This window comes from Arthrobacter sp. MMS18-M83 (assembly GCF_026683955.1).
GTDB lineage: Bacteria > Actinomycetota > Actinomycetes > Actinomycetales > Micrococcaceae > Arthrobacter.
In genome coordinates, this window is sequence record NZ_CP113343.1 from 2,267,195 (window position 1) to 2,289,308 (window position 22,114).

Annotated in this window: 15 protein-coding genes and 2 tRNA genes; 10 read left to right on the forward strand and 7 right to left on the reverse strand. The window is 63.6% G+C overall.

Features of this window, described 5'->3' with window-relative positions:
* The first annotated feature begins 82 nt into the window (after nucleotides 1-82).
* Nucleotides 83-170, forward strand: a tRNA-Ser gene (locus tag OW521_RS10670).
* A 50-nt stretch (nucleotides 171-220) separates the two neighbouring features.
* Here the strand turns inward: OW521_RS10670 and OW521_RS10675 are convergent.
* Together OW521_RS10675 and OW521_RS10680 are read right to left on the reverse strand one after the other, a co-directional pair.
* Nucleotides 221-1,702 (reverse strand): MFS transporter, encoded by a 1,482-nt coding sequence (locus OW521_RS10675; protein ID WP_268025239.1) that lies wholly within the window; start codon nucleotides 1,700-1,702, stop codon nucleotides 221-223.
* Nucleotides 1,699-3,870, reverse strand: coding sequence for a RecQ family ATP-dependent DNA helicase (locus OW521_RS10680; protein ID WP_268025242.1), 2,172 nt, complete (start codon nucleotides 3,868-3,870; stop codon nucleotides 1,699-1,701). The genes OW521_RS10675 and OW521_RS10680 overlap by 4 nt, the downstream gene beginning before the upstream one ends.
* Before the next feature lie 123 nt (nucleotides 3,871-3,993).
* Between OW521_RS10680 and OW521_RS10685 the strand changes: the two genes are divergently transcribed.
* The 4 genes from OW521_RS10685 (at nucleotide 3,994) to OW521_RS10700 (ending at nucleotide 7,662) form a co-directional block, all read left to right on the forward strand.
* Entirely contained in the window at nucleotides 3,994-5,412 is a 1,419-nt protein-coding gene (locus tag OW521_RS10685; protein WP_268025244.1) for a phosphomannomutase/phosphoglucomutase, read from the forward strand.
* 30 nt (nucleotides 5,413-5,442) lie between these two features.
* Complete coding sequence (locus OW521_RS10690) at nucleotides 5,443-5,886, forward strand: hypothetical protein (protein ID WP_268025246.1); 444 nt, start codon at nucleotides 5,443-5,445, stop codon at nucleotides 5,884-5,886.
* A 24-nt stretch (nucleotides 5,887-5,910) separates the two neighbouring features.
* Nucleotides 5,911-6,360, forward strand: coding sequence for an RrF2 family transcriptional regulator (locus OW521_RS10695; protein ID WP_268025248.1), 450 nt, complete (start codon nucleotides 5,911-5,913; stop codon nucleotides 6,358-6,360).
* Nucleotides 6,361-6,501: 141 nt separating this feature from the next.
* Complete coding sequence (locus tag OW521_RS10700; protein WP_268025250.1) at nucleotides 6,502-7,662, forward strand: globin domain-containing protein; 1,161 nt, start codon at nucleotides 6,502-6,504, stop codon at nucleotides 7,660-7,662.
* A 59-nt stretch (nucleotides 7,663-7,721) separates the two neighbouring features.
* On the opposite strand, the gene OW521_RS10705 is transcribed toward OW521_RS10700, so the two are convergent.
* The 4 genes from OW521_RS10705 to OW521_RS10720 form a co-directional block, all read right to left on the reverse strand.
* Nucleotides 7,722-8,348 carry a TetR/AcrR family transcriptional regulator gene (locus OW521_RS10705; RefSeq protein WP_268025252.1) on the reverse strand — a complete coding sequence of 209 codons (627 nt, stop codon included), beginning with the start codon at nucleotides 8,346-8,348 and terminating at the stop codon, nucleotides 7,722-7,724.
* A gap of 1 nt (nucleotide 8,349) precedes the next feature.
* A complete protein-coding gene (locus tag OW521_RS10710; protein WP_268025255.1) occupies nucleotides 8,350-10,911 on the reverse strand; it encodes a PEP/pyruvate-binding domain-containing protein in 2,562 nt (853 codons plus the stop codon).
* Nucleotides 10,904-12,481: an MDR family MFS transporter gene (locus OW521_RS10715; protein ID WP_268025257.1), complete on the reverse strand. Its 1,578-nt coding sequence runs from the start codon at nucleotides 12,479-12,481 to the stop codon at nucleotides 10,904-10,906. The genes OW521_RS10710 and OW521_RS10715 overlap by 8 nt, the downstream gene beginning before the upstream one ends.
* 147 nt (nucleotides 12,482-12,628) lie before the next feature.
* Entirely contained in the window at nucleotides 12,629-14,464 is a 1,836-nt protein-coding gene (locus OW521_RS10720) for a phosphoenolpyruvate carboxykinase (GTP) (RefSeq protein ID WP_268025259.1), read from the reverse strand.
* Nucleotides 14,465-14,747: 283 nt separating this feature from the next.
* Here OW521_RS10720 and OW521_RS10725 point away from each other — a divergent pair.
* A tRNA-Arg gene (locus OW521_RS10725) sits at nucleotides 14,748-14,821 on the forward strand.
* Nucleotides 14,822-15,352: 531 nt separating this feature from the next.
* On the opposite strand, the gene OW521_RS10730 is transcribed toward OW521_RS10725, so the two are convergent.
* Complete coding sequence (locus OW521_RS10730) at nucleotides 15,353-16,081, reverse strand: FadR/GntR family transcriptional regulator (RefSeq protein WP_268025261.1); 729 nt, start codon at nucleotides 16,079-16,081, stop codon at nucleotides 15,353-15,355.
* Nucleotides 16,082-16,446: 365 nt separating this feature from the next.
* Here OW521_RS10730 and OW521_RS10735 point away from each other — a divergent pair, with 365 nt between their 5' ends.
* The 4 genes from OW521_RS10735 to OW521_RS10750 are packed head-to-tail and all read left to right on the forward strand — an operon-like array spanning nucleotide 16,447 to nucleotide 22,092.
* Nucleotides 16,447-18,165 carry an ABC transporter substrate-binding protein gene (locus OW521_RS10735; RefSeq protein WP_442781255.1) on the forward strand — a complete coding sequence of 573 codons (1,719 nt, stop codon included), beginning with the start codon at nucleotides 16,447-16,449 and terminating at the stop codon, nucleotides 18,163-18,165.
* A 41-nt stretch (nucleotides 18,166-18,206) separates the two neighbouring features.
* Nucleotides 18,207-19,112 (forward strand): ABC transporter permease, encoded by a 906-nt coding sequence (locus tag OW521_RS10740; RefSeq protein ID WP_268025827.1) that lies wholly within the window; start codon nucleotides 18,207-18,209, stop codon nucleotides 19,110-19,112.
* Nucleotides 19,113-19,114: 2 nt separating this feature from the next.
* Complete coding sequence (locus tag OW521_RS10745) at nucleotides 19,115-21,289, forward strand: dipeptide/oligopeptide/nickel ABC transporter permease/ATP-binding protein (RefSeq protein WP_268025263.1); 2,175 nt, start codon at nucleotides 19,115-19,117, stop codon at nucleotides 21,287-21,289.
* Nucleotides 21,286-22,092 (forward strand): ATP-binding cassette domain-containing protein, encoded by an 807-nt coding sequence (locus OW521_RS10750; protein WP_268025265.1) that lies wholly within the window; start codon nucleotides 21,286-21,288, stop codon nucleotides 22,090-22,092. Before OW521_RS10745 ends, OW521_RS10750 begins: the two co-directional genes overlap by 4 nt.
* The last annotated feature ends 22 nt before the right edge of the window (nucleotides 22,093-22,114 follow it).

Here is a 22,114-nt window from a genome sequence, read left to right on the forward strand (position 1 = left end):
CCACGCCCGCGGCTCCTCGGCTCCCCCGTTTTGCACTGGGTGCCCAGTTCTGCGTATCCTTGGTTGGCTAGCAATAGCAACTGGAGACGTGCCAGAGCGGCCGAATGGGCTTCACTGCTAATGAAGTGTGGGGCACAACTCCACCGGGGGTTCAAATCCCCCCGTCTCCGCGTTTTGGCCCCGGTCCTTGGACCGGGGCCTTTTTGCGTTCCGGGGATCCTCAGTAGTGGAAGTTCCGGCGTCTTTGGCTCTCCGCGCACCCCAAGCGCCGGCGCTTCTCGGCTTTGCTCACTGCACTACGGCTGACTTCCGCTCCGGCGTGCCTGTGCAGTGTGAGGCTGTCCGCGGTGCTCAAGAGCATTGCGGTGGCCATGGCGAGGAAGGCGCCACGGTACGCCGAGGAAGGGCCGCCGCCGAAGAGCGAAACATGATCGAAAAGGCGCAGGAACAGCGCACCCACCGCAATGCCGGCACCCGCGGCCAGTTGCACAAGCGTGGCTGAAACCGCGTTAGCCGAGGGAAGCTCCCCCGGAACGATGTCCGCATACTGCACGGATGCGTAGGCCGAGAACCCGATCGAACGAAAGGCGCCGCTCGCCAGCAGCAAAGCAAAGATCAAGGGTTCGGGGGTTTCGGGGGTGAGCATGGCACACGCGGCAAAAGTGATTGCCGAGGCGAGGGACGCGAAAACCAGCACCGGTTTGAAGCCGAATCGCCGGATGGTGGGCGTCGTGGCGGGCTTGATACCGATGTTGCCAATGAAGACGGCAGCCACCATGGCCCCAGATTTGAGCGGATCCCAACCAAAACCGTCTTGGAACAACAGCGGCAGAAGAAACGGCACCGAGCTGATGGTTAGCCGATAAACGAACCCTCCGGTGGAGGTGGCCCGGAACGTGCGGGTAGCGAAGACACGGAGGTCGAAGAGCGGAGCCTTGGCCTTGAGCATCCACCAGCCTGCCCCGGCCAAAGCCAGTGCTCCGGCCAACAGTAAGACCGCGGGGACCACGCCCGCACCATGACCGCCAACCCCTTCAAGACCCACCACAAGGGATCCGACGCCGAAGGTGGTAAGGGTGAGCCCTAGCCAGTCGAGCCGCCTGCCCGCATTGCCTCCCGTGCGCGGAACCAGCCTTAAAGCTGCAATGAACGCAGCAAGCCCCAGCGGAACGTTGATGAGGAAGATCCAGTGCCACGAAAGGTACGTGGTGAAGGCTCCACCCACGATGGGTGCAAGAACGGGAGCCAGCAAGCCGGGCCAGACCAGGAACGCGGTGGCCCGGAGAAGCTCCGACTTAGGCGTACCCCTCAGCACCACAAGGGTTCCTACAGGCACCATCATTGCCCCGCCGGCCCCCTGTGCAACGCGGCTGAGGGTCAGCAAAGTGAGGTCTTGGCTCACCGCGCACAACAGCGACGCGACAGTGAACACGGCGATCGCCAGACAGAAGATTCGGCGTGCCCCGAAGCGTTCGGCGAGCCAGCTGCTCAACGGAATTCCCATGGCCACGGTCACCAAGTAGGCAGTCATCGTGATGTTGACATCGGCCGAAGCCACTTTGAAATCAGCAGCGATGCTCGGCATGGCGGTGGTGAGGACTGTGCCGTCCAGGAACTCCATGAAGAAGGTGGCGGCAACCAGCAGCGCGAGCCGCGGCTGCCATCGGGACTCGGACTGGACGTCCGGTGCCGCGCCGCTCAAGCTGCTTGACCAAGGACGAGAGGCAGCACCGATCCCGCTCCGGCTTGCCTGAGTACGCGCCCCGCAACCGTCATGGTCCAGCGGCTGTCCGCAAGATCGTCGACCAAGAGGATGCCTTGCCCGCCTAGCGCCGCGATGTTCTGTCCGAGTTCCGGACCCACAACGAGGCGGTCCCACACGCCGGCCAGCCGGTAGGCACTGTTGCCACCCCTCCCGCCTGTAGGCCCACCGTGCTGGAGCTGGAGGGAACCCAGATACGGCATCTGGCCGATCCCGGCTATACCGCGCGCCAGGGACTCGACAAGCGCAGGCTTGTTCCTGGACGGGATGCTCACCACGGCTGCGGGCCGTCCTTGGCCGCTCCATCCTGCAGATCGGCCGTCTCCTGCGGCCCATTCCCGCAACACCTGCACGCAAGCCTGCAGCATGGCAGGCTCGACATCGCGGTCAGCTGCGCCGGAGGCAAAGAGTTCGCGCAGGGCGCCTCCCCATCCGAGGTCGGTCAGTCGCGCCAGAACGCGGCCCTCAGCCAACAGCTCGTCGGGCTTGATCTTGCCCTTCACAGCAACGCCCAGCCGGTCCATGCCGCTGGGCCATTGAAGGCGTGGTTCCAAGGCAAGACCCGCGCGCCTGAGGGTCTGCCCCGCGACGTCGGCAGCTGCTGCTGCCACGTCCGCCGGGAACCACGTGCCAGCGCAATTGTCGCAGCGACCGCATGCACGTGCGGACTCGTCGTCCAGGACGGCGGTGATGTACTCCATGCGGCATCCAGCCGTGTCCTGGTAGATCACCATTGAATCTTGTTCGTCCACCCGGGCCTCGGCGATACGGGCGTAACGCTCGGCGTCGTAGATCCACGGGTGTCCCGTAGACCTCCAGCCGCCACCTACCCGCTCCACTGCACCGTCAACCGCGAGGACCTTCAACAGGAGTTCCAACGGCGTCCGGCGCAAGTCCACCCTTGCTTCGAGAGCCACAGTGGATAGGGCCGTGCCGGACTCGGCCAAGACGTTGAGGACGGCGGCAGCCTTTTCCTCTGACGGCATGGAAGCCGTGGCAAAGTACTGCCAGATCTCCCGGTCCTCGGATCCGGGCAGGAGGAGCACATCCGCATTGGCGGCTCCGCGTCCTGCGCGGCCCACTTGCTGGTAATAAGCAACAGGTGATGACGGGGCACCAAGGTGGACGACGAAACCGAGATCCGGTTTGTCGAATCCCATGCCAAGCGCCGAGGTGGCCACGAGCGCCTTCACCTGGTTGTCCTTGAGGAGTTGTTCAGCCCGTTCACGGTCGGCGGGGTCCGTGCGGCCGGTGTAGGACAGGACGTTGTGGCCGGCCTCGGAGAGCAGCCGGGCAGTGTCCTCCGCGGCGGAAACGGTCAGGGTATAGATGATTCCGCTGCCTGGCATGTCAGCCAGATGGGTCAGCAACCAGCCGAGGCGATCCCTTGAGTCTGCGAGCTTCAGAACGCCCAGACGCAGGGACTCACGGCCAAGTGTCCCGCGGATGGTGAGCACACCCGCTCCAAGTTGCTCCTCGATGTCATGGACCACCCGGGAGTTGGCCGTGGCTGTGGTTGCCAGCACAGGGACGCTCCCCGCCAGTTGCTCGATGAGATCGGAGATACGCCGGTAATCGGGACGGAAATCGTGGCCCCAGTCCGAAATACAGTGTGCCTCGTCAATCACGAGGAGGCCGGTACGGCGGATGAGCTCAGGAAGCTGGTTCTCGCGGAACGAGGGATTGGTGAGCCGCTCCGGTGAAACCAAGAGAACATCGACCTCATCCGCAGCCAGTTGCTCGCGAACGTTGTCCCACTCGAGCTGATTGGCGGAATTGATCGCCACGGCGCGAACGCCCGCACGTGCGGCTGCCGCCACCTGGTCCCGCATGAGTGCGAGCAGCGGCGAAACGATGAGCGTAGGCCCGGCGCCCCGACGCCTCAGCAACAGGGACGAGACGAAGTACACGGCTGACTTGCCCCAGCCAGTCCGTTGCACCACCAAAGCGCGCCGCCCAGCGTCGACGAGGGCCTCGATCGCCTCGTACTGGCCGTCGTGGAATCGGGCGTCCGCGTTTCCCACAAGCTCCCTCAGGACCTCAAGGGCCTGCAGTCGGGTGGTGGATTGTTCCGCTGCGAGGAGGGCAGCATCCGGGTTGTTGGGCATGGCTTCAGTATTCCAGCACCGGCAGACAGCCAGAACCCAGGACTTCATCTATGTGGACAAAGGTTTTCCACATGGCCGGGTGCTGGCGTAGTGCCGACGGCGGTCCACAGTAAGATTGAGCGCGTGACTAGCGAGCAGAACAAGACATTCGACCTCTCGGCATCCTTCAAGGCTTATGACGTCCGGGGGATCGTCGGTGAATCCATCACGTCCCACATCGTGGAGTCTGTCGGCGCTGCGTTCGTCGACACTCTGGGCCTCGCCGGCGAAACGGTGCTGGTGGGCGGCGACATGCGCCCGTCCTCCCCGGAATTCATCAAGGCGTTTGCGGACGGGGCTGCCCGCCGCGGTGCCAACGTCCAGCTGCTGGACCTCATTTCCACCGACGAGCTTTATTACGCTTGCGGTGCCCTCAATGCTGCCGGCGCTACGTTCACCGCAAGCCACAACCCGGCTGAATACAACGGCATCAAAATGTCCAAAGCCGGAGCCCAACCGATTTCCTCGGAATCGGGCCTCAAGGAAATCCAGGCTCTGGCCGAGAAGTACCTCAACGAAGGCAACATCCCGGCCGCAGACGTGCAAGGCAAGATCAGCGCCCGCGATGTCCTGAAGGACTACTCCGAGTACTTGCGCAGCCTGGTTGACCTCAAAGGCTCCCGTCCGTTAAAGATCGTCGTCGACGCCGGAAACGGGATGGCTGGACTGACCACTCCTGCCGTGCTCGGTAACGAACTGCTTCCTGCCCTGCCGTTCGAGATCATCCCCCTGTATTTTGAGCTGGATGGCTCGTTCCCGAACCACCCGGCCAATCCGCTTGAGCCTGAAAACCTGCGCGATCTGCAAGCCGCAGTGATCGAACACGGCGCGGACATCGGCCTGGCTTTCGACGGCGATGCCGACCGTTGCTTCGTGATCGATGAGAAGGGCGAACCTGTGTCCCCCTCCGCCATCACTGGCATGGTTGCGCGCCGTGAAATCGCGCGTGCCCAGGCCGCGGGTGAAAAGACGCCGGTGATCATCCACAACTTGCTGACCTCGCGGGCTGTCCCGGAGCTCGTGGCGACGGACGGCGGCCGCGCCGTCCGTACCCGCGTGGGCCACTCGTTCATCAAAGCCGTCATGGCTGAGGAAGGTGCCGTCTTCGGCGGGGAACACTCTGCGCATTTCTACTTCCGCGATTTTTGGAACGCAGACACCGGCATGCTCGCAGCCATGCACGTTTTGGCGGCGCTGGGTGAGCAGGACGGCCCGCTGTCCGAACTTGGCCGTCAGTACGAACCGTACGTCTCTTCCGGCGAAATCAATTCCGAAATCGAGGACAAGGCGGGAGCCATTGAGCGCGTCCGCGCCGATTTCGAGAACGAAGACGCCGACGTCGACACCATGGATGGCAGCACCTTCACGGCGAAGGACGGCACCTGGTGGTTCAACCTTCGCCCGTCCAACACCGAGCCGTTCCTGCGACTGAACGCAGAGGCGAAGGACGTGGCCACCATGGAAAAGATCCGCGACCGCGTCCTTGCGCTGGTCCGGTCTTAACCGGCCATCCCGGCGAGCAATATGGAGAGCATGAACTCCCAGATCGACGGCCTTGAAAGTCCCGAGGAACGCGAACTCCGCGAAACCCTTGGAACCGCCCTGGCAACAGCGCAGGAACACCTGGAACAAAACGGGGGTTTCATGCCTTTCGCAGTCACCCTTGCGGACGACGGCGAGTTTCGACTCGTCTTTGTTACACCCGGAGAGCCGGACGACGAAGGAAACGTCGACACAGGGTCGATGCTGGCCGACATCCTCGAATTGCTCAGCCAAGGCCGTGACGGATACCGCGCGGTTGCCATGGCCAGCGATGTGATCCTTCCGGAACACGGCTCAGACGGGATCCACGCCGCGGCCGAACATCGCAGCGGCGGCCTTATGGCAGCTGTCGTCCCATATGTCCGGACTGCGGAAGGCTTCACGTTCGGAGCTGCCGAAGCGGATGGACACGAACGCGCCGTCTGGGTGGACTAGACCTGACTCCGTAAGCTTGTTGGCATGAAGATCAATGCCTTCGCGGATGTGAGCCTGCGCGCGCTTCTAGTTCTGTCGTCCGCGCCCGTAGGTGAACTCCTGACGACCCAAAACATCGCAGACGCCGTGGGGACTCCCTACCACCACGTCAGCAAGGCCATCGTTCGGTTGCGGGAACTGGGCCTGATCGACGTCGAGCGTGGCCGCAAGGGCGGATCCCGGCTCAACGCGGCCGGACAGAAAGCCACAGTGGGCCAGCTCCTGCGGGAGCTGAATACCAGGGCGGATCTTGCGGAATGCCAATCCACCAACGGCGACTGCCCGCTCATCACCGAATGCGGCTTGCGCCATGCACTGGCCCGTGCGAGGGAAGCCTTCTACCGGGAGCTGGACGACGTCGTCGTCTCTTCCCTGCCTCGCCTACGGCAAATGACGCCGGTATTCCAGGCGATCGGGTTGCGCCCCGGGCTGTAGCGCTCGTCTACGATCACGGGCCTGTCGATTGGCCAAACTCTTCTACAGCGTGTAGAACTTAGCTATAGATACTTGCATTTCAAATACGAGTATTGATCCCGGTCCGCTCGCAACCCACGGGCCACTACGACAGGAGTTCCCATGCTCTCGGACAAATCCTTCCCCGTCATCGAAGCCACGTTGCCGCTCGTCGGCTCCCGGATTGGCGACATCACCCCCAAGTTCTATGCCCGCCTCTTCGCTGCGCACCCCGAACTGCTCGATGGGCTCTTCAGCCGTTCGAACCAGCGTTCCGGAAGCCAGCAGCAGGCCCTGGCCGGAAGCATCGCCGCCTTTGCAAGCCATCTGGTGAACAACCCCGGAACGCTGCCGGAGACGGTACTGTCCCGCATTGCGCACCGCCACGCCTCACTCGGGATCACCGAGCCGCAGTACCAAGTGGTCTACGAGCACCTCTTCGCTGCCATCGCAGAGGATCTCGCCGAAGTCATCACCCCTGAAATCGCCGAGGCCTGGACAGAGGTCTACTGGCTCATGGCGGACGCACTGATCAAGATCGAAAAAGGACTCTACGCGGCGCAGGCCAATGGAAAGATGTGGAGCGCTTGGAAGGTCGCGTCCAAGACTCCCGCCGGGACCGGATCCAAGACCTTCACCCTCGAGCCGGCCGACGATACCCCCATCACCGAAGCACTGCCTGGCCAGTACATCAGCGTCAAGGTCACGCTCCCTGACGGCCTGCGCCAGGTCCGTCAGTACTCTCTTTCCGGCGACGCCGGCACGAGCCGAAGCTTCACTACCAAGATCGACGACGGCGGCGAGGTCTCGCCTGTGCTGCACCACACCGTAGAGGTTGGCGACGTCCTTGAGATCTCCAATCCCTATGGCGAGATCACGCTGAAGGACGGCAACGGCCCAGTGGTCCTCGCCTCCGCCGGCATCGGCTGCACTCCCACGGCATCCATCCTGCGCGCGCTCGCAGATTCCGGCTCCGACCGTCAGGTCCTGGTCCTGCACGCGGAGAGCAACCTGGACAGTTGGGCGTTGCGCGGGCAGATGACGGACGACGTCGAGCGCTTGGATGGAGCCGAGCTCCAGCTCTGGCTGGAGGAACCGCAGCCCGGGTCCAAATCGGGCTTCATGTCACTGCGCGAAGTGGACCTGCCGGCCGACGCATCGCTCTACCTGTGCGGGCCGTTGCCGTTCATGAAGCACATCCGCAACGAAGCCATCAATGCCGGAATCCCTGCCACGAAGATTCACTACGAGGTCTTCGGACCGGACATCTGGCTGGCGAACTAGCTAGCAGTAGACGTCGTTTAGAGGCCGCATAACGACCGCATAACGACAACAAGTGCGACTCAGTTGGGCCGGCGGACCACCAGCAGCGGCAGCATCACCTCGTCCACCACCTTCACCAGGAAATCGTCATCGATCGGTGCTCCCGAGAAGATGAACCGCTGCCGCAGCAAGGCGGGGCCGGCCTCGATTCTTGTCTCCGTGGCCACGTTGGGATCGCATTCGCCGCGCGCCACAGCCTGCTCAATGATGGCGCGCATGATCTTTCCTACGTTGCCACGCGTGTACTCGTGGACTTCAGCGGCCACCGCTGGGTTCTGGAGCGCTTCCCCCAATAGCCCGCGCATGGCTTGCCCCACTTCTCCTTCGAGCTGTTGCGCTACTAGCCGCAGGATCGCCAGGGCGTCCTCGCGCAGGCTACCCGTATCCGGCGCAGACGAAGGACTGGGCATGGCATCGTAGGCCGCCTCGAGCACCAATGCCGCGCGGCCGGGCCACCGCCGATACAGCGAGGCTTTGCTCGCCCGGGCGCGCTCGGCGACGCTGTCCATGGTCAGGGCGGCGTACCCGGATTCGGCGATCTCTGCCCGGACAGCTTCGAAAATTGCACTGTTCAGGGCAGCTCCGCGCCGGCGCGGCAGTCTGCGGTGGTCCTGCCGTTCCGGCGAAAAGTCCTGCTGCTCCGCCACGTCAAGCACTCGCAGACGAAGCGGCCGGCAGCACCACTCCCAGATTCCCATCCACGAGCACCCACTGCCCGTCGGCCAGGATGCTGGTTCCCGAACCTGTGCCCATGACTGCCGGAATTCCGTATTCCCTGGCCACGATCGCCGCATGGGAGCCGAGTCCGCCGGCATCCACTACAACCGCGGCGGCCCGTTGGAACAACGGCGTCCACGCAGGGTTGGTATACGGGCAGACCAGGATTTCGCCGCTGCGGAGCTGACCGAACTCGGCCGGCCCACGGATCACGCGGACAATCCCGCTTGCCTGACCGCGGCTGGCCGGAGTACCGGAGACAAGCGCCCCTGACACGCGGTGGCCTCGACCATGGTGATCTCGGTCAAAGAGCAAAGCCGGATCAAGCAGCGGAATACCCTCCAACTCGCGCCGTTTCGCCGCTCGCGCCAGCACCAGCGGCCGGTAACGATCCCGTAGGGAAGGTGGCAGCGCACCGCCGTCGTCCGCATCCGTGATGGATTCCAATTCCTCGAACCGCAGGTGATATATGTCGTCGGGTTCATCGATCACGCCAGCCAACACCAACCGGCGGCCGAGCTCCCGGTAGGCACGGCGGATCGGCGGGATGGCCTTGGTAGCGTAGAAGTGGCTGTCCTCGCGGAACGCCATTCCGGCTCGAACAGCCTCCACGGCGGCGAGCACCCTCCGCCGCACCGGTTCGAACCTGAGTGCAGGGTGACCCTTCAATTCCGCAAGCGCCGTCCCGGTCTGGTCGGCCGTTTGGTGCCGCTCTCCGGACATGGCTTTCACCAGCCCAAGCACCACTTCGGGGGCATCGGACCAGGTGGGCGAACTGCTCAGGACAACGCTGGTGGTTTCTCGGTGGCCGTATTCGAGCTGAAACGCCTTGAACGCTTCCCTGAAAGCACGACGCTCGGGATCCTTTTCCACCAGGTCCACCAGCTGGCGGGGGTCTGCTTCGAGAAAGGCGCGTGACAAGCTCGAGTCCTCTGCCGCCAGGGAAGCGAGCCGTTCAAGTGCCCGATTCGCCTGGCTCGTCCGGGTTTCCGCCCCAGCGATCAGCGCAGGCGCAAGCCTTGCCTTGCCGAGGAACAGGAGCATGAAGCGAATCTTCAGCATCGGCACCAGAATGCCGGGCAGGTAGGAGATCCTCAAGTCCGTGATACCCCGCATCGTCGCGAAGCATTCCTCCAGGAATGCAACCACCGCACCCCATCGCAGCAGACCGAGATCCTTGCCGTTGAGTCGTTCGACATTGCCAAGGAAGAGGGCGAAGCGCGGATCTTGGGTCCACGCTGCGGGCTTGAATTGCCTTGACCGGCGCAGCAAAAACACGGGCGCGGCAAGCGTCCGGATGGTCGGGTGCGGCACCGGCGGGATGAGTTGCACCACCACGCCGTCGTCTTCCGGCAACAACTCCTCAACGCTCGGGAAAACGACGCCCACGCTCCCGGCCATCCCCTGCAACATTGCCAGGATTCCCCGGCTCATCCACCCGGAGACGTCCAACGGATACGGCCGTTCCTGGAACATCTCGATGAAGAACGGCCCCACCCGCCTTTGGACCGCGTTGAGGCTGGGCGGTTGCGGCGGAAGTGCCGTGATCGGCCGGGACTGCAGCACGTACATCACGCCCCCGGCGACGGCCCACTCGATGTCCTGTGGCCGGCCGAAATGCTGCTGGGCTTCCTGTCCCAACCGTGTCAGCTCCGCCAATTGCTCTGCGACGAGCCCTGGCCTGGCGGCGGGCGTACCAGCCCTTTCCCGCGTACCACCGCCCGCTGCCGCGCTGATCACCACCTCGCGGCCGCCCGGCGTGAAGGCAAGAACCTTTCCCCAGCGGTCCAGGACGTAGTGCTCCGGCGTCACCCGGCCCGAGACCACGGCCTCCCCCAGCCCCGGGTTCGCGTCCACCACCACTTCACCCCGCTCGCCCGTGACCGGGTTCGCCGTGAACATCACACCCGCCATGGCGGCCAGCACCATTTTTTGTACGACGACGGCGATTGTCACCTCGTGCGGGTCGATCCCCTGCCGTCGGCGGTAGGCCATGGCCCGGTCGGTCCACAACGACGCCCAACAAGCGACCACCGACTGGACCACGTCGTCCTCGCCAAGTACGTTGAGGTAGGTATCCTGCTGGCCGGCAAACGCGGCACCCGGCAGGTCCTCTGCCGTGGCACTGGACCTGACTGCGACCGCTCCGCCGCCCAGCTTCGCATACGAATCGAGGATTTCCTGCCGCAGCGAACCGGGCATTTCCGCCCCGGCAAAGAGGGCCCGGATGGCGGCGCCGCCGGTTCCGTCACCGCCGTCGGGCGCTCCGGCGTCGGGCGCTTCACCGGGCTCCCTGGACAGCAGGTTGTCCAGCTCCACCCCCACGTTAGTCTGCGCCAGGAAGGACAGGTACGCGCCCGTGGTGATGATGAAGCCCGGCGGCACCGGAAACCCTTGGCGCACCAGCTCCCCCAAAGCGGCGCCCTTACCGCCCACCACGGCGATGTCCCTAGCGCCAAAATCGGCCAGCGGGGCTGCGGTTTGCTCAGTCATTTTGGGCTCCTGGTGCGGTGCTGTCCGCGGGGTCGGAAGCTTCCGGGATTGCGGCGTCGGAGCGCGCGGTATCTGCATGCGCGGTGGTCCGCAGCTCCCGCTCGGGGAGGAAGAGCGTCAATACGAACGCCACAGCCAGCACCACCGCGGCAAAACCGAAAACCGGCGGAACCGCATGGCCGAACGCCTGGGCAACCGCAATGCGGTCCGCGGCCGGCAGCGCTTCCAGGGCTTTGGGCGTCAAGGATTTGATGCGATCGCCCAAAGCGGCGGCCAGCGGTCCCGGGACCGCCGCGGCGAATCGCGCCGTAATCAGGGAACCCAAAACAGCCACGCCGACGGCGGCACCCACTTGGCGGAGAAAGGTCACCGTTGACGTCGCAGCACCAAGGTCGCGGCGCTCCACGGAGTTCTGCACCACCAGCACCATAACCTGCATGACGAGCCCAATTCCCAGTCCGAGAAGCAGCATGGAGAGCAGGACGAGCCACGGGCTGCTACCTGAGTCCATGGTGCTGAAAAGCCAGATTCCAGGAACCGCAAGCAGCGTTCCGGCCACCGGATACAGCTTGTAGCGCCCGGTGAGGGTGATCAGTGCGCCGGATCCCGACGTCGTGAGCAGAAAGCCAACCATCAACGCAATCAGCATGCCGCCGGACGCTGTGGCCGACATGCCCATCCCCACCTGCAAGAACGCCGGAAGGTAATTCAGCGTGGCGAACATCGCAAAGCCGACCAGGAAACTCACTGCGGTCGGTATGGCAAAGGCAGGGTCCCGGAACAGGGACAAGGGGATGATCGGATCAACCGTGCGGCGCGCCCTGAATAGCCAGGCGGCCAACGCCACAAGAGCCACCGCGCCGAGGACCGGAGCCACCCAAACCGGCCCGGCGTAGCTGCCACCGCTGGAGAGGAAAATCACCGCGACGATGGCTAGGCCCAGTAAGGCCGCGCCTCCGTAGTCCACGCGTCGTCCGCGCGGAGTGACCGGGAGCCGCAAAGTAAACGTGACCACGGCAAGGGCTGCCAAGCCGAGAGGAACGTAGAAGTAGAAGATCCAGCGCCAAGAAAAATGGTCCACCACTGCGCCGCCTGCCAAAGGTCCGGTCACCGCGGCCATGACGAAGGCTGCGCCGATAATGCCCAGAAGCCTGCCGCGCTCGCGGGGACTGACAAGTTCGCCGATGACCGCCTGCGCCCCGATCATGAGCCCACCGCCACCGATGCCCTGAACCGCGCGGAAAGCGATGAGCTGCGGCACGGACTGCGCCAGGGAGCACAGTCCCGCGCCGATGATGAAGAAAATGAGGGAAACCTGCAGGATCCGTTTGCGCCCGAAAGCGTCGCCAAGTTTGCCTGTGAGCGGCATGGCGGCCGTGGCGGCGACAAGGTAGCCGGTGATGATGGTGGACATCTGATCCAAGCCGCCCAGGTCCCCGGCGACGGTCGGCAGGGCCGAGGCCATGACAGTTTGGTCCAGCGCGCCGAGGAACATCACCAACAGGATGCCGGGCAGCGCAGTCCTGATGGCAGAGTGGACCCTCTTGGTGTGCTGCTGGGCGTCGTCCATGGCCCGGTCCCGGAAATTAGAGAACTGCTGGTTCTCTAAAAGCTACTCTCGCCGCTTGCGCTGCACAATGGCTGGAATCAAGGAAACGACGACGGCCCCGCACCTTGAGCGCAAGATGCGGGACCGCCGTCCTAAGGGCCTGGTGGTCTAGGCCAGGCGGGACTTCAGGCCTTCGAGTTCGGCCAACAGCGCAGCCGGCAGGGAATCGCCGAACTTTGCGTACCATTCCTCGATCGATGCCAGTTCGGTTTTCCACTCGGCGGGGTCGACGCGAACTGCGGCTTCCACCTCGGCGGGGGTCATGTCCAGGCCTTCGAGATCGATGGACTCGCCGGTCGGTACGAAGCCGATGGGAGTCTCGACCGCGTCGGCCTTGCCTTCGAGGCGTTCGATGGCCCACTTGAGGACACGGGCGTTGTCACCGAAGCCGGGCCATGCGAAGCCACCCTCGGCAGTACGGCGGAACCAGTTGACCAGGAAGATCTTGGGCAGTCGGTTTTGTCCAAGGGAGTTGGCCTTGGCGGACAGGTTCACCCAGTGGTTCAGGTAGTCACCTGCGTCGTAGCCGATGAACGGCAGCATGGCCATGGGGTCGCGACGCACGACGCCGACTGCACCGGCCGCAGCAGCGGTGGTCTCCGAGGACAGCGTGGAACCCATGAAGATGCCGTTGGACCAGTCGCGGGCCTCGGTAACCAGCGGGATGGTGGTCTTGCGGCGCCCGCCGAACAGAATCGCGGAGAGTTCCACACCTTCCGGGCTGAAGTACTCCTCGGCCAGCATGTCGATCTGGTCGATCGGCGTGCAGAAGCGGGAGTTCGGGTGTGCCGCAGGCTTGTCGGAGCCTGGGGTCCAAGAGTTGCCCTGCCAGTCAGTCAGGTGCGCCGGAGTTTTCTCCGTCATGCCCTCCCACCAAACACCGCCGTCGTCGGTCAAAGCAACATTGGTGAAGATGCTGTTGCCCTTGGCGATGGCGCGCATGGCGTTGGGGTTGGTGCCCCAACCGGTGCCGGGAGCGACGCCGAACAAGCCGGCCTCGGGGTTGACGGCACGGAGTTCACCTTCCTTGCCGAAGCGCATCCAGGTGATGTCGTCGCCGAGGGTCTCCACCTTCCAGCCCTTGATGGTGGGGTCGAGCAGCGCGAGGTTGGTCTTGCCGCAGGCGGAGGGGAACGCCGCAGAGATGTAGTAAGTCTTCTGCTCAGGCGAAGTCAGCTTCAAGATGAGCATGTGCTCGGCCAGCCAGCCTTCGTCGCGGGCCATGACGGACGCGATGCGCAAGGCGTAGCACTTCTTGCCAAGGAGGGCGTTGCCGCCGTAGCCCGAGCCGAAGGACCAGATGGAGCGTTCTTCCGGGAAGTGCACGATCCATTTGTCCGGGTTGCAAGGCCACGCAACGTCTGCCTGGCCGTCTTCCAGCGGAGCGCCCAGGGAGTGCAGTGCAGGGACAAAGAACGCGTCGGTCTGGGTGATACGTTCCAGGACGTCGGTGCCGATGCGGGCCATGATGCGCATCGAGGCAACAACGTAGGCGGAGTCGGTGATCTCGACGCCGAACTTGGGGTCTTCAGCATCCAGGTGGCCCATGACGAACGGAATGACGTACATCGTGCGGCCACGCATGGAGCCGGCGAAGAGGCCGCGCAGCTTCTGCTTCATCTCGGCCGGAGCCATCCAGTTGTTGGTGAAGCCGGCGTCGTGCTCCTTCTCGGAGCAGATGAAGGTCTGCTCTTCCACGCGGGCTACGTCCGCGGGGTCAGAGAATGCGGCGAAAGAGTTGGGGAAGAGCTCCTGGTTCAGCCTCTTCAGGGTGCCCGCCGCGACGAGTTCGTCGGTCAGCTTCTTGTTTTCAGCTTCGCTGCCGTCAACCCAGTGGATGCGGTCCGGCTGTGTCAGCTCGGCCACTTCCTCCACCCAGGCCAACAGGCGTGCATGCGTAGTAGGTGCCTTCTCAAGCAGCGGCAGTCGCGCCAGATCGCCCATCGTGGTTCCCTTCCTCGGGTTCAGTGGTGTGTCCTAAATGCTAGGGGTCGCGGAGTAGACCAATCTGGGTTCGGATGTGGGATCTCCTGACCATTTCGGAGCAAAACCCCTAAAAATCAAGGATCCGCGTCGGGGATTCCTCAATTTTAGTGACTAAGGTCACATAGACCGGTCTAGTTAGGCAGATTACACCACGTCGATTTGGCACGAACAGGGATCTCGCGTAAAGTTTATTGAGGTTCGAGGGGGGAACGAGTTTGAAAATCCCAAGAATCACCAAAATGCGCCCATAGCTCAGCTGGATAGAGCGTCTGTCTACGGAACAGAAGGCCGGGGGTTCGAATCCCTCTGGGCGCACAAAATGAAGACCCGCACCGGGAACGGTGCGGGTCTTTTTTGTTAATTTGCGGGCTCGGGTTGGGGTTGCCGTACCGTTCTCCCCTTGTTTGCCCCGCGGATGATGCGACTCGCCGTGTCGCAAACGCTTTCCCAAACCAAAGATGGGGGCGACGGTGCGATCGCCCCATGGCCCCGGCTACTGCTCACCCAAGTGGACGCCAGTACGGCCGGGTACGATTTTGCGGGATCATCGGCGCTGCCACGGGGTTGGCAACCTTGAAATCACGCTGCCGGCACCATCTGCAAGGGGAATGATCCTGCAGAATCCGACGCCTACCCTCGGCATTGGTTCGCCTGCCCGCGCCTTCCTGACCCTCTTTGGCGCGCCAAGGCCCCGGGATGACGCGACTCGCCGTGTCGCAATCGCTTTCCCAAACCAAAGAAGGTCAGGACGGCACAGCCTCCGGTGAGACGGCCGCGCAAAGCCAAGGGCCGCCGTCGTACTTCATGAAAAAGTACGACGGCGGCCCTTGCGCTTGGGTGCCCGCGTTAGACTGCGACGGCCTCGCTGATGCGGCGGCGGATCCCGTCGAAGTGGCGGTTGAGCAGTTCGGCGGCAGCGGTCTTGTCTCCGGTTGCGACGGCGGCATAGATGCTTCGGTGCGTCGCCGCGGTGGCCACAAGGTCTTCGTTGGCGGAGCCGATTTCCACGTGGATCTTCCGGTAGACCTTCCAGAAGACGCCCATGAGGTTGATGAGGAGCTCGTTGTTCAGCGGTTCGAACAGCCGGCGGTGGAACTCGGCGTCGGCGGCTACGAAGTTCTCGCCGGTTTGTGCGAGCTCTTCCATTTGCTTGACGGCTTCCTCGATCAGGGCGAGCTGTTCGGTAGTCATGACATCCATGGAGGAGCCGATCAGCCCGGATTCGAGGGCCTGGCGCACGTCGACGAGCTGCAACGCCTCAAGGCCCTGGTGGCGCAACGACAAGCGTCCCCGGAACGTCAGTCCGTCAGCGAGTGCCTCGAAGTTGCTGGGGGCGACGAACATGCCAAAGCCATGGCGAATCTCGATGACGCCCAGGGCCTGCAGCACTTTCAGGGATTCGCGCAGGGTGTTCCGACCTACCCCCAGGGCCATGGAGAGTTCGTTTTCCGTGGGCAAAGGATCGCCCGCCTCAAGCTCGCGTTCGAGGATCAATTCCATAATGTCCGCTTGCAGTGCCCTCAGCCGGGCCTGTGCGCTGAACCGCGCCTGCGGAACGACACCGGAAGTGGTCATGGCTCTCCTTGCAAAAGTACTCATCCCTGGCCAGTCCCCTTTCAGGAACCCGGACAAGGAATCAGTGCGGTGTTAACGTTGAGGTGAGCCTAGCGCCCACCGAGAATACAGTGCTTCGCAACATACAATATCGGATGTCCCATCTCCCTGATAGATGTTCGCCTCGATTTTTGACTGAACGGCCGAGGTAGACGGCGCCGCAGTCGGTCGGCGGCCGTCCGCCGGCGGTTCCACAGCTGGCGGCGCGGCCGCCCGTGATCCACATCTCGCTTGACGACTTCATGTGACCGCCCTTACAGTTTTCTTTACGAGCATCGGATGTCCTACATCCGATAACCAGAAAAACTTGAATGGTGAGGCATCTTATGAGCAACACGATTAACAAACTGCCGCTGGTCAGCGACGCCAGCCGACGCAACTTCCTCAAACTGACCGGAGCAGTGGGCGCTGCTGCGGCCTTCACCACAACCTTGTCGGCATGTGGCGGTCCTGCCTCCACCACGACGGGCGGAGCGAGCAACATCGCTGCCGTCAACAAGGACCTCACCATCGAGGCAGGCATCTCCTATGCCCTGTCCACGGGTTTCGACCCGCTGACTTCCTCCGGCGCCACCCCTCTGGCCGCCAACCTGCACATCTTCGAAGGCCTCGTGGAACTCCACCCGGCCACGCGCGAGCCCTACAACGCACTCGCCGCCAGCGACCCCAAGAAGATCAACGACACCACGTACCAGGTGACCATCCGCGACGGCGCCAAGTTCCACAACGGCGCCCCCGTCACCACGGAAGATGTGGCCTACTCCTTCACCCGCGTGATGGACCCGGCCAACAAGTCCTTGTTCTCCCAGTTCATTCCATTCATCAAGGACGTCAAGGCTCTTGATGCCAAGACAGTCGAGTTCTCGTTGAAGTACCCTTTCCCGGGCTTCGGACCGCGAATCTCCGTCGTGAAGGTGGTTCCGAAGGCACTGGTTTCCACTGACCAGAAGGGCTTCGATGCCAAGCCGATCGGCTCCGGCCCCTACAAGCTGATCTCGGCCGTCAAGGACGACAAGATCGTCTTCGAAGCATTCGCCGACTACAACGGCCCCAAGCCTGCGCTTGCAAAGGGCATGACGTGGCTGTTGCTCTCAGACGCCGCCGCCCGCGTCACTGCGGTCCAGTCGGGCCGCGTCCAAGCGATCGAAGACGTCCCCTACCTGGACGTGGACGGACTCAAGTCCAAGGCGCGGGTTGAATCCGTGCAGTCCTTCGGTCTCCTGTTCCTGATGTTCAACTGCGCGAAGGCGCCGTTCAACAACAAGCTGGTTCGCCAGGCGCTCCACTACGGGCTGGACAAAGACGCCATCATCAAGAAGGCCCTGTTCGGCAACGCCAAGGCTGCGTCGTCGTACTTCCAGGAGGGCCACCCGGACTACGTCAAGGCCAAGAACGTCTACGGCTACGATCCCCAGAAGGCCGCGGACCTCCTCAAGCAAGCCGGCGTGAGCAACCTCGAATTCGAACTGCTCACCACGGACACCGCGTGGGTCAAGGATGTTGCCCCGCTGATGCTGGAGTCCTGGAACAAGATCCCCGGCGTCAAGGTCACCGCAAAAAACTTGCAGTCCGGCGCGTTGTACTCCGACAGGGTAGGCAAGGCCGACTTCTCGGTGGTCGCTGCCCCGGGTGATCCTTCCGTCTTCGGCAACGACGCAGACCTGCTCCTGAGCTGGTTCTACTCGGGCGCCACCTGGATGACGAAGCGCGCCTACTGGACCACTCCCGAAAGTGCCACCCTGCAGGATCTGATGGACAAGGGCTCGCAGGCCGCGCCCGCTGATGCCAAGAAGATCACGGGCCAAATTGTGGACCTCGTCTCCGAGGAAGTCCCGCTGTACCCGCTCTTCCACCGCCAGCTCCCCAGCGCGTGGGACGAAAGAAGCTCTCGGGCTTCAAGCCGCTGCCCACCACGGGACTGTCCTTCATCGGCGTCGGCCGCACGGCCTAGCCGGCCGCACCTCCCAGCCAGCTGCCCCCAACTAGCTCGCGAGACCGCCACCCCGCGGCCGCACCAAAGCAACCGGAGAACACATTGGTCATGATATTGCGCCTGCTTGGACGCAGACTCGCGGCATTGCCCTTGATGATCCTGGGCATCACGCTGCTGGTCTTCCTCGTCCTTCAAGCAGCCCCAGGCGACCAGGCCAGTTCGGCCCTCGGCGAAGCCGCCAGTGAGGAAGCCAAGCAGCAGTACCGCCAGGAAAACGGCCTGAACGATCCCCTGTTCGTCCAGTACTTCCGTTTCCTGGGCAGGTTACTTCAGCTCGATCTTGGCGTGACCACTCCCCCGTCCAAGTCGGTGGCGGCCATGATCGCCTCCGCCTTCCCGCTGACGCTGCAGCTGACCTTCCTCGGGGTGATCATCGCCGTCGTCCTGTCCTTGGTCTTCGGTATCATCGGTGCCCTCTACCGTGACAAGTGGCAGGACCAGTTGGTCCGGGTCTTCTCCATCGCAGCAATCGCAACCCCGTCCTTCTGGCTGGGCATCCTGCTCATCCAATGGTTCGCGCTCGGTGACAACCCGCTGTTTCCCTCAGGTGGAATCGCGACGCCGGAATCCGGCTTCGGCGGTTGGCTCAACTCGATGGCGCTCCCGGCCCTCGCGCTCGGCATCCCGGTCTCCGCCTCCTTGATCCGCGTTGTCCGCACGTCCATGGTGGAAGAACTGGACCGCGACTACGTCCGCACGGCCATCGGCAACGGCGTCCCCTACCGCGAGGTGGTTTCCAGGAACGTCCTCCGCAACGCGCTCGTCACTCCGGTGACCGTGCTGGGACTGCGCGTGGGCTATCTCCTGGGCGGCGCCGTCGTGATTGAAATGATCTTCGCCCTTCCGGGCATGGGCCAGCTGATCCTCAACGGCATCACCAACCTGGACGTCAACCTGGTCCAGGGCGTGGTCCTCACCATCTCGATCACCTTCGTCTTGGTGAACATCGTGGTGGACCTCCTGTACCTGCTCATCAACCCCCGAATCAGGACGGTATAGCCATGCGCAGCAAACTTGCTGAACGGCTCAGCGCCCCGGGCGTCCGCTTCAAGTCCCTCCCCTGGGGATCGCGTTTTGCCCTGTTGTTCCTCGTGATCATCGCCTTGGCCGCGATCTTCGCGCCGGTCATCGCGCCGCACGATCCCCTGGAAACGTTCATTCCTGCGCAAGCGCCGGACGCGGACCACTTCTTCGGCACCGACCGTCTGGGCCGCGACGTCTTCTCCCGGCTGCTCTACGGCTCGCAGTCTTCCCTCATGATCGGCCTCGGCGCGGTGGCCCTCGCGATCGTCGTCGGCGCAGTGCTTGGCTCGCTCGCCGCGACGTCCAGCAAGGCCGTCAACGAGATCATCATGCGCCTCATGGACATCCTCATGGCGTTCCCGGGCATCGCCCTCGCAGCCGTACTCCTGGCCGCGTTCGGCAACTCGGTGCCCACCATCATCATCGCGATCGCCATCATCTACACCCCGCAGCTTGCCCGTGTGGTCCGCGCCAATGTCCTCTCCCAATACGGTGAAGACTACGTCCGCGCCGAACGCGTGATGGGCGCCGGCCGCGCTTACATCCTGCTCAAGCACATTGTCCGCAACACCGCGGCACCGGTGCTGGTTTTCGCCACGGTCATGGTGGCCGACGCCATCATCCTCGAAGCCTCGCTGTCATTCCTCGGCGCCGGTGTCCAGGATCCCGCGCCGTCATGGGGCAACGTGATCTCCTACGGCCGCAACCTGGTCCTGTCCGGCGGCTGGTGGGCAACCACCTTCGCCGGCCTCACCATCCTGCTCACCGTGCTCGCCCTGAACATCCTCGCCGAGGGCCTCACCGATGCCATGGTGAACCCGAAGCTGCGCAAGGCACCCGTCGTGAAGGACGACGACGGTGCTGCCGCTGCTTTTGCGGGCGCGGCGGTGGCGGGCGCCGCCGTCGATACCGAGATCGCGACGTCGGTAGCCCAGGCTTCCGTTGTGGAACAGCACGAGCTCGACGGTGTGCGCGCCGCAAACGGCGATCCGCTCTCCGAAGAGGACTACGCGGCGTCGGCCCTGAACGATACTCGTTTCCTGAAAGATCAGAGGCTCGCAACTGAGAATCCGCACGCCCTGCTGGACCCCATGTCGGCGCTGAATAAGGAACTGGAACTCTTGGCTTCCATCGAGTCCAAGCGCACCGACCGTCTCCCCCAGGTCTCCGCTGACGCCCGGAACGTGCTGGAGGTCAGGAATCTGTCCATCCGTTTCCCTGGCCGCTTCGGCGAAACCGCGATCGTGGACAACGTCTCCTTCACCGTCCGCGAAGGGGAGACCATGGGCCTCGTGGGCGAATCCGGTTGCGGCAAGTCCATCACGTCCCTCGCGATCATGGGCTTGCTACCGAAGACCGCCGAGATCACCGGTTCCATCACTTTCGATGGCAAGGAACTCCTGGATTCCAGCTCGAAGCACAGCAACACCAAGGCCTACCAAGGCCTGCGTGGCGAACAGATCGCCATGGTCTACCAGGATGCTCTGAGTTCGCTCAACCCATCCATGAAGATCAAGGAGCAGATGACCCAGCTGACCAAGCGCGGCGGCCGCAAGACCCCCACCGAGTTGCTGGAAATGGTGAAACTCGATCCGGTCCGCACGCTTGCCAGCTACCCGCACGAGCTCTCCGGCGGCCAGCGCCAACGCGTGCTGATCGCCATGGCGCTCTCCCGCTCACCGAAAATCGTGGTCGCAGACGAACCCACCACCGCCCTGGACGTCACTGTCCAGAAGCAGGTAGTGGAATTACTCAACGAACTGCGCGAACAGCTTGGCTTCGCCATGGTCTTCGTCAGCCATGACCTCGCGCTGGTCGCGTCCCTGGCCCACCGCATCACCGTCATGTACGCCGGCCAGGTAGTGGAATCCGCGCAGGCCTCGGAGCTCCTGCAGAATCCCCGCCACGAATACACGCGCGGTTTGTTGGGCGCGGTCCTTTCGATCGAGGCCGACGCCGTCCGCCTCCACCAGATTCCCGGCACGGTTCCGTCGCCGCGCGATTTCGCTCCCGGTGACCGCTTTGCGGCGCGCTCGTTGAGGCCCGACGCCGATCCGAACCAGCAACTGGTCCTCGCAGTTGTTGAACCCGCCGGTGGCGGAGCGGACCGCGACCACTACTGGGCCAGCCACCTGAAGGAGGACGCAAAGTGAGTGTTTCAACCGGCAAGCCGGTCATCGAGCTCAAGGACGTCAAAGTCCACCACAGGGCCCGCACCGGCGGCCTCTTCCGGCCCAACATCGTCAAGGCAGTCAACGGCGTGGACTTCAGCATCAGCCGCGGCGAGACGGTCGGCATCGTCGGTGAGTCCGGCTGCGGCAAGTCCACGCTCGCTTCGGTGCTCGTGGGACTCCAGGCTCCGACGTCGGGCCAGGTGCTCTTCCACGGCAAGCCCGCCATCAAGCGCAATGCGCGCATGCGCAAGGAATTCGGGCGGGCCGTATCCGTGGTCTTCCAGGACCCGGCCACGGCACTCAATCCGCGCATGACCATCCAGGACATCCTCACCGACCCCCTGCAGGTTCACGGCATCGGCAACGCCGCGTCCCGCTCGGACAAGGTCAAGGAACTGCTGGCCCTCGTGGGCTTGCCGCAATCGGCAGCCGAAGTCACGCCGTCGCAAGTTTCCGGCGGCCAGCGGCAGCGCGTGGCGATCGCCCGCGCCCTCGCCTTGGATCCGGACATCATCGTGGCGGACGAGCCGACGTCGGCCCTCGACGTGTCCGTCCGCGCCCAAGTCCTCAACCTGCTGTCCGACCTGAAAACCCAGCTGAACCTCGGCATGGTCTTCATTTCGCACGACATTCAGACCGTCCGCTACGTCTCCGACCGCATCTGCGTCATGTACTTCGGACAGATCGTGGAGGAAGGCCCGGCGGCCCAAGTGTTCGACAACCCGAGCAACGACTACACCAAAAAGCTGCTCGGCGCCGCGCCCAGCCTGCTCCACACCTAAGTTTTTCCCTTTCAGATCCAAA

Excerpts from the sequence above, each read along its gene's own strand:
- OW521_RS10745 (WP_268025263.1), top strand. The coding sequence starts at position 19,115 with ATGCGCAGCAAACTTGCTGAACGGCTCAGCGCCCCGGGCGTCCGCTTC.
- OW521_RS10690 (WP_268025246.1), top strand. The coding sequence starts at position 5,443 with ATGAACTCCCAGATCGACGGCCTTGAAAGTCCCGAGGAACGCGAACTC.
- OW521_RS10730 (WP_268025261.1), bottom strand. The coding sequence starts at position 16,081 with ATGACCACTTCCGGTGTCGTTCCGCAGGCGCGGTTCAGCGCACAGGCC.
- OW521_RS10740 (WP_268025827.1), top strand. The coding sequence starts at position 18,207 with ATGATCCTGGGCATCACGCTGCTGGTCTTCCTCGTCCTTCAAGCAGCC.
- OW521_RS10720 (WP_268025259.1), bottom strand. The coding sequence starts at position 14,464 with ATGGGCGATCTGGCGCGACTGCCGCTGCTTGAGAAGGCACCTACTACG.
- OW521_RS10695 (WP_268025248.1), top strand. The coding sequence starts at position 5,911 with ATGAAGATCAATGCCTTCGCGGATGTGAGCCTGCGCGCGCTTCTAGTT.
- OW521_RS10735 (WP_442781255.1), top strand. The coding sequence starts at position 16,447 with ATGAGCAACACGATTAACAAACTGCCGCTGGTCAGCGACGCCAGCCGA.
- OW521_RS10700 (WP_268025250.1), top strand. The coding sequence starts at position 6,502 with ATGCTCTCGGACAAATCCTTCCCCGTCATCGAAGCCACGTTGCCGCTC.
- OW521_RS10680 (WP_268025242.1), bottom strand. The coding sequence starts at position 3,870 with ATGCCCAACAACCCGGATGCTGCCCTCCTCGCAGCGGAACAATCCACC.
- OW521_RS10710 (WP_268025255.1), bottom strand. The coding sequence starts at position 10,911 with ATGACTGAGCAAACCGCAGCCCCGCTGGCCGATTTTGGCGCTAGGGAC.
- OW521_RS10715 (WP_268025257.1), bottom strand. The coding sequence starts at position 12,481 with ATGGACGACGCCCAGCAGCACACCAAGAGGGTCCACTCTGCCATCAGG.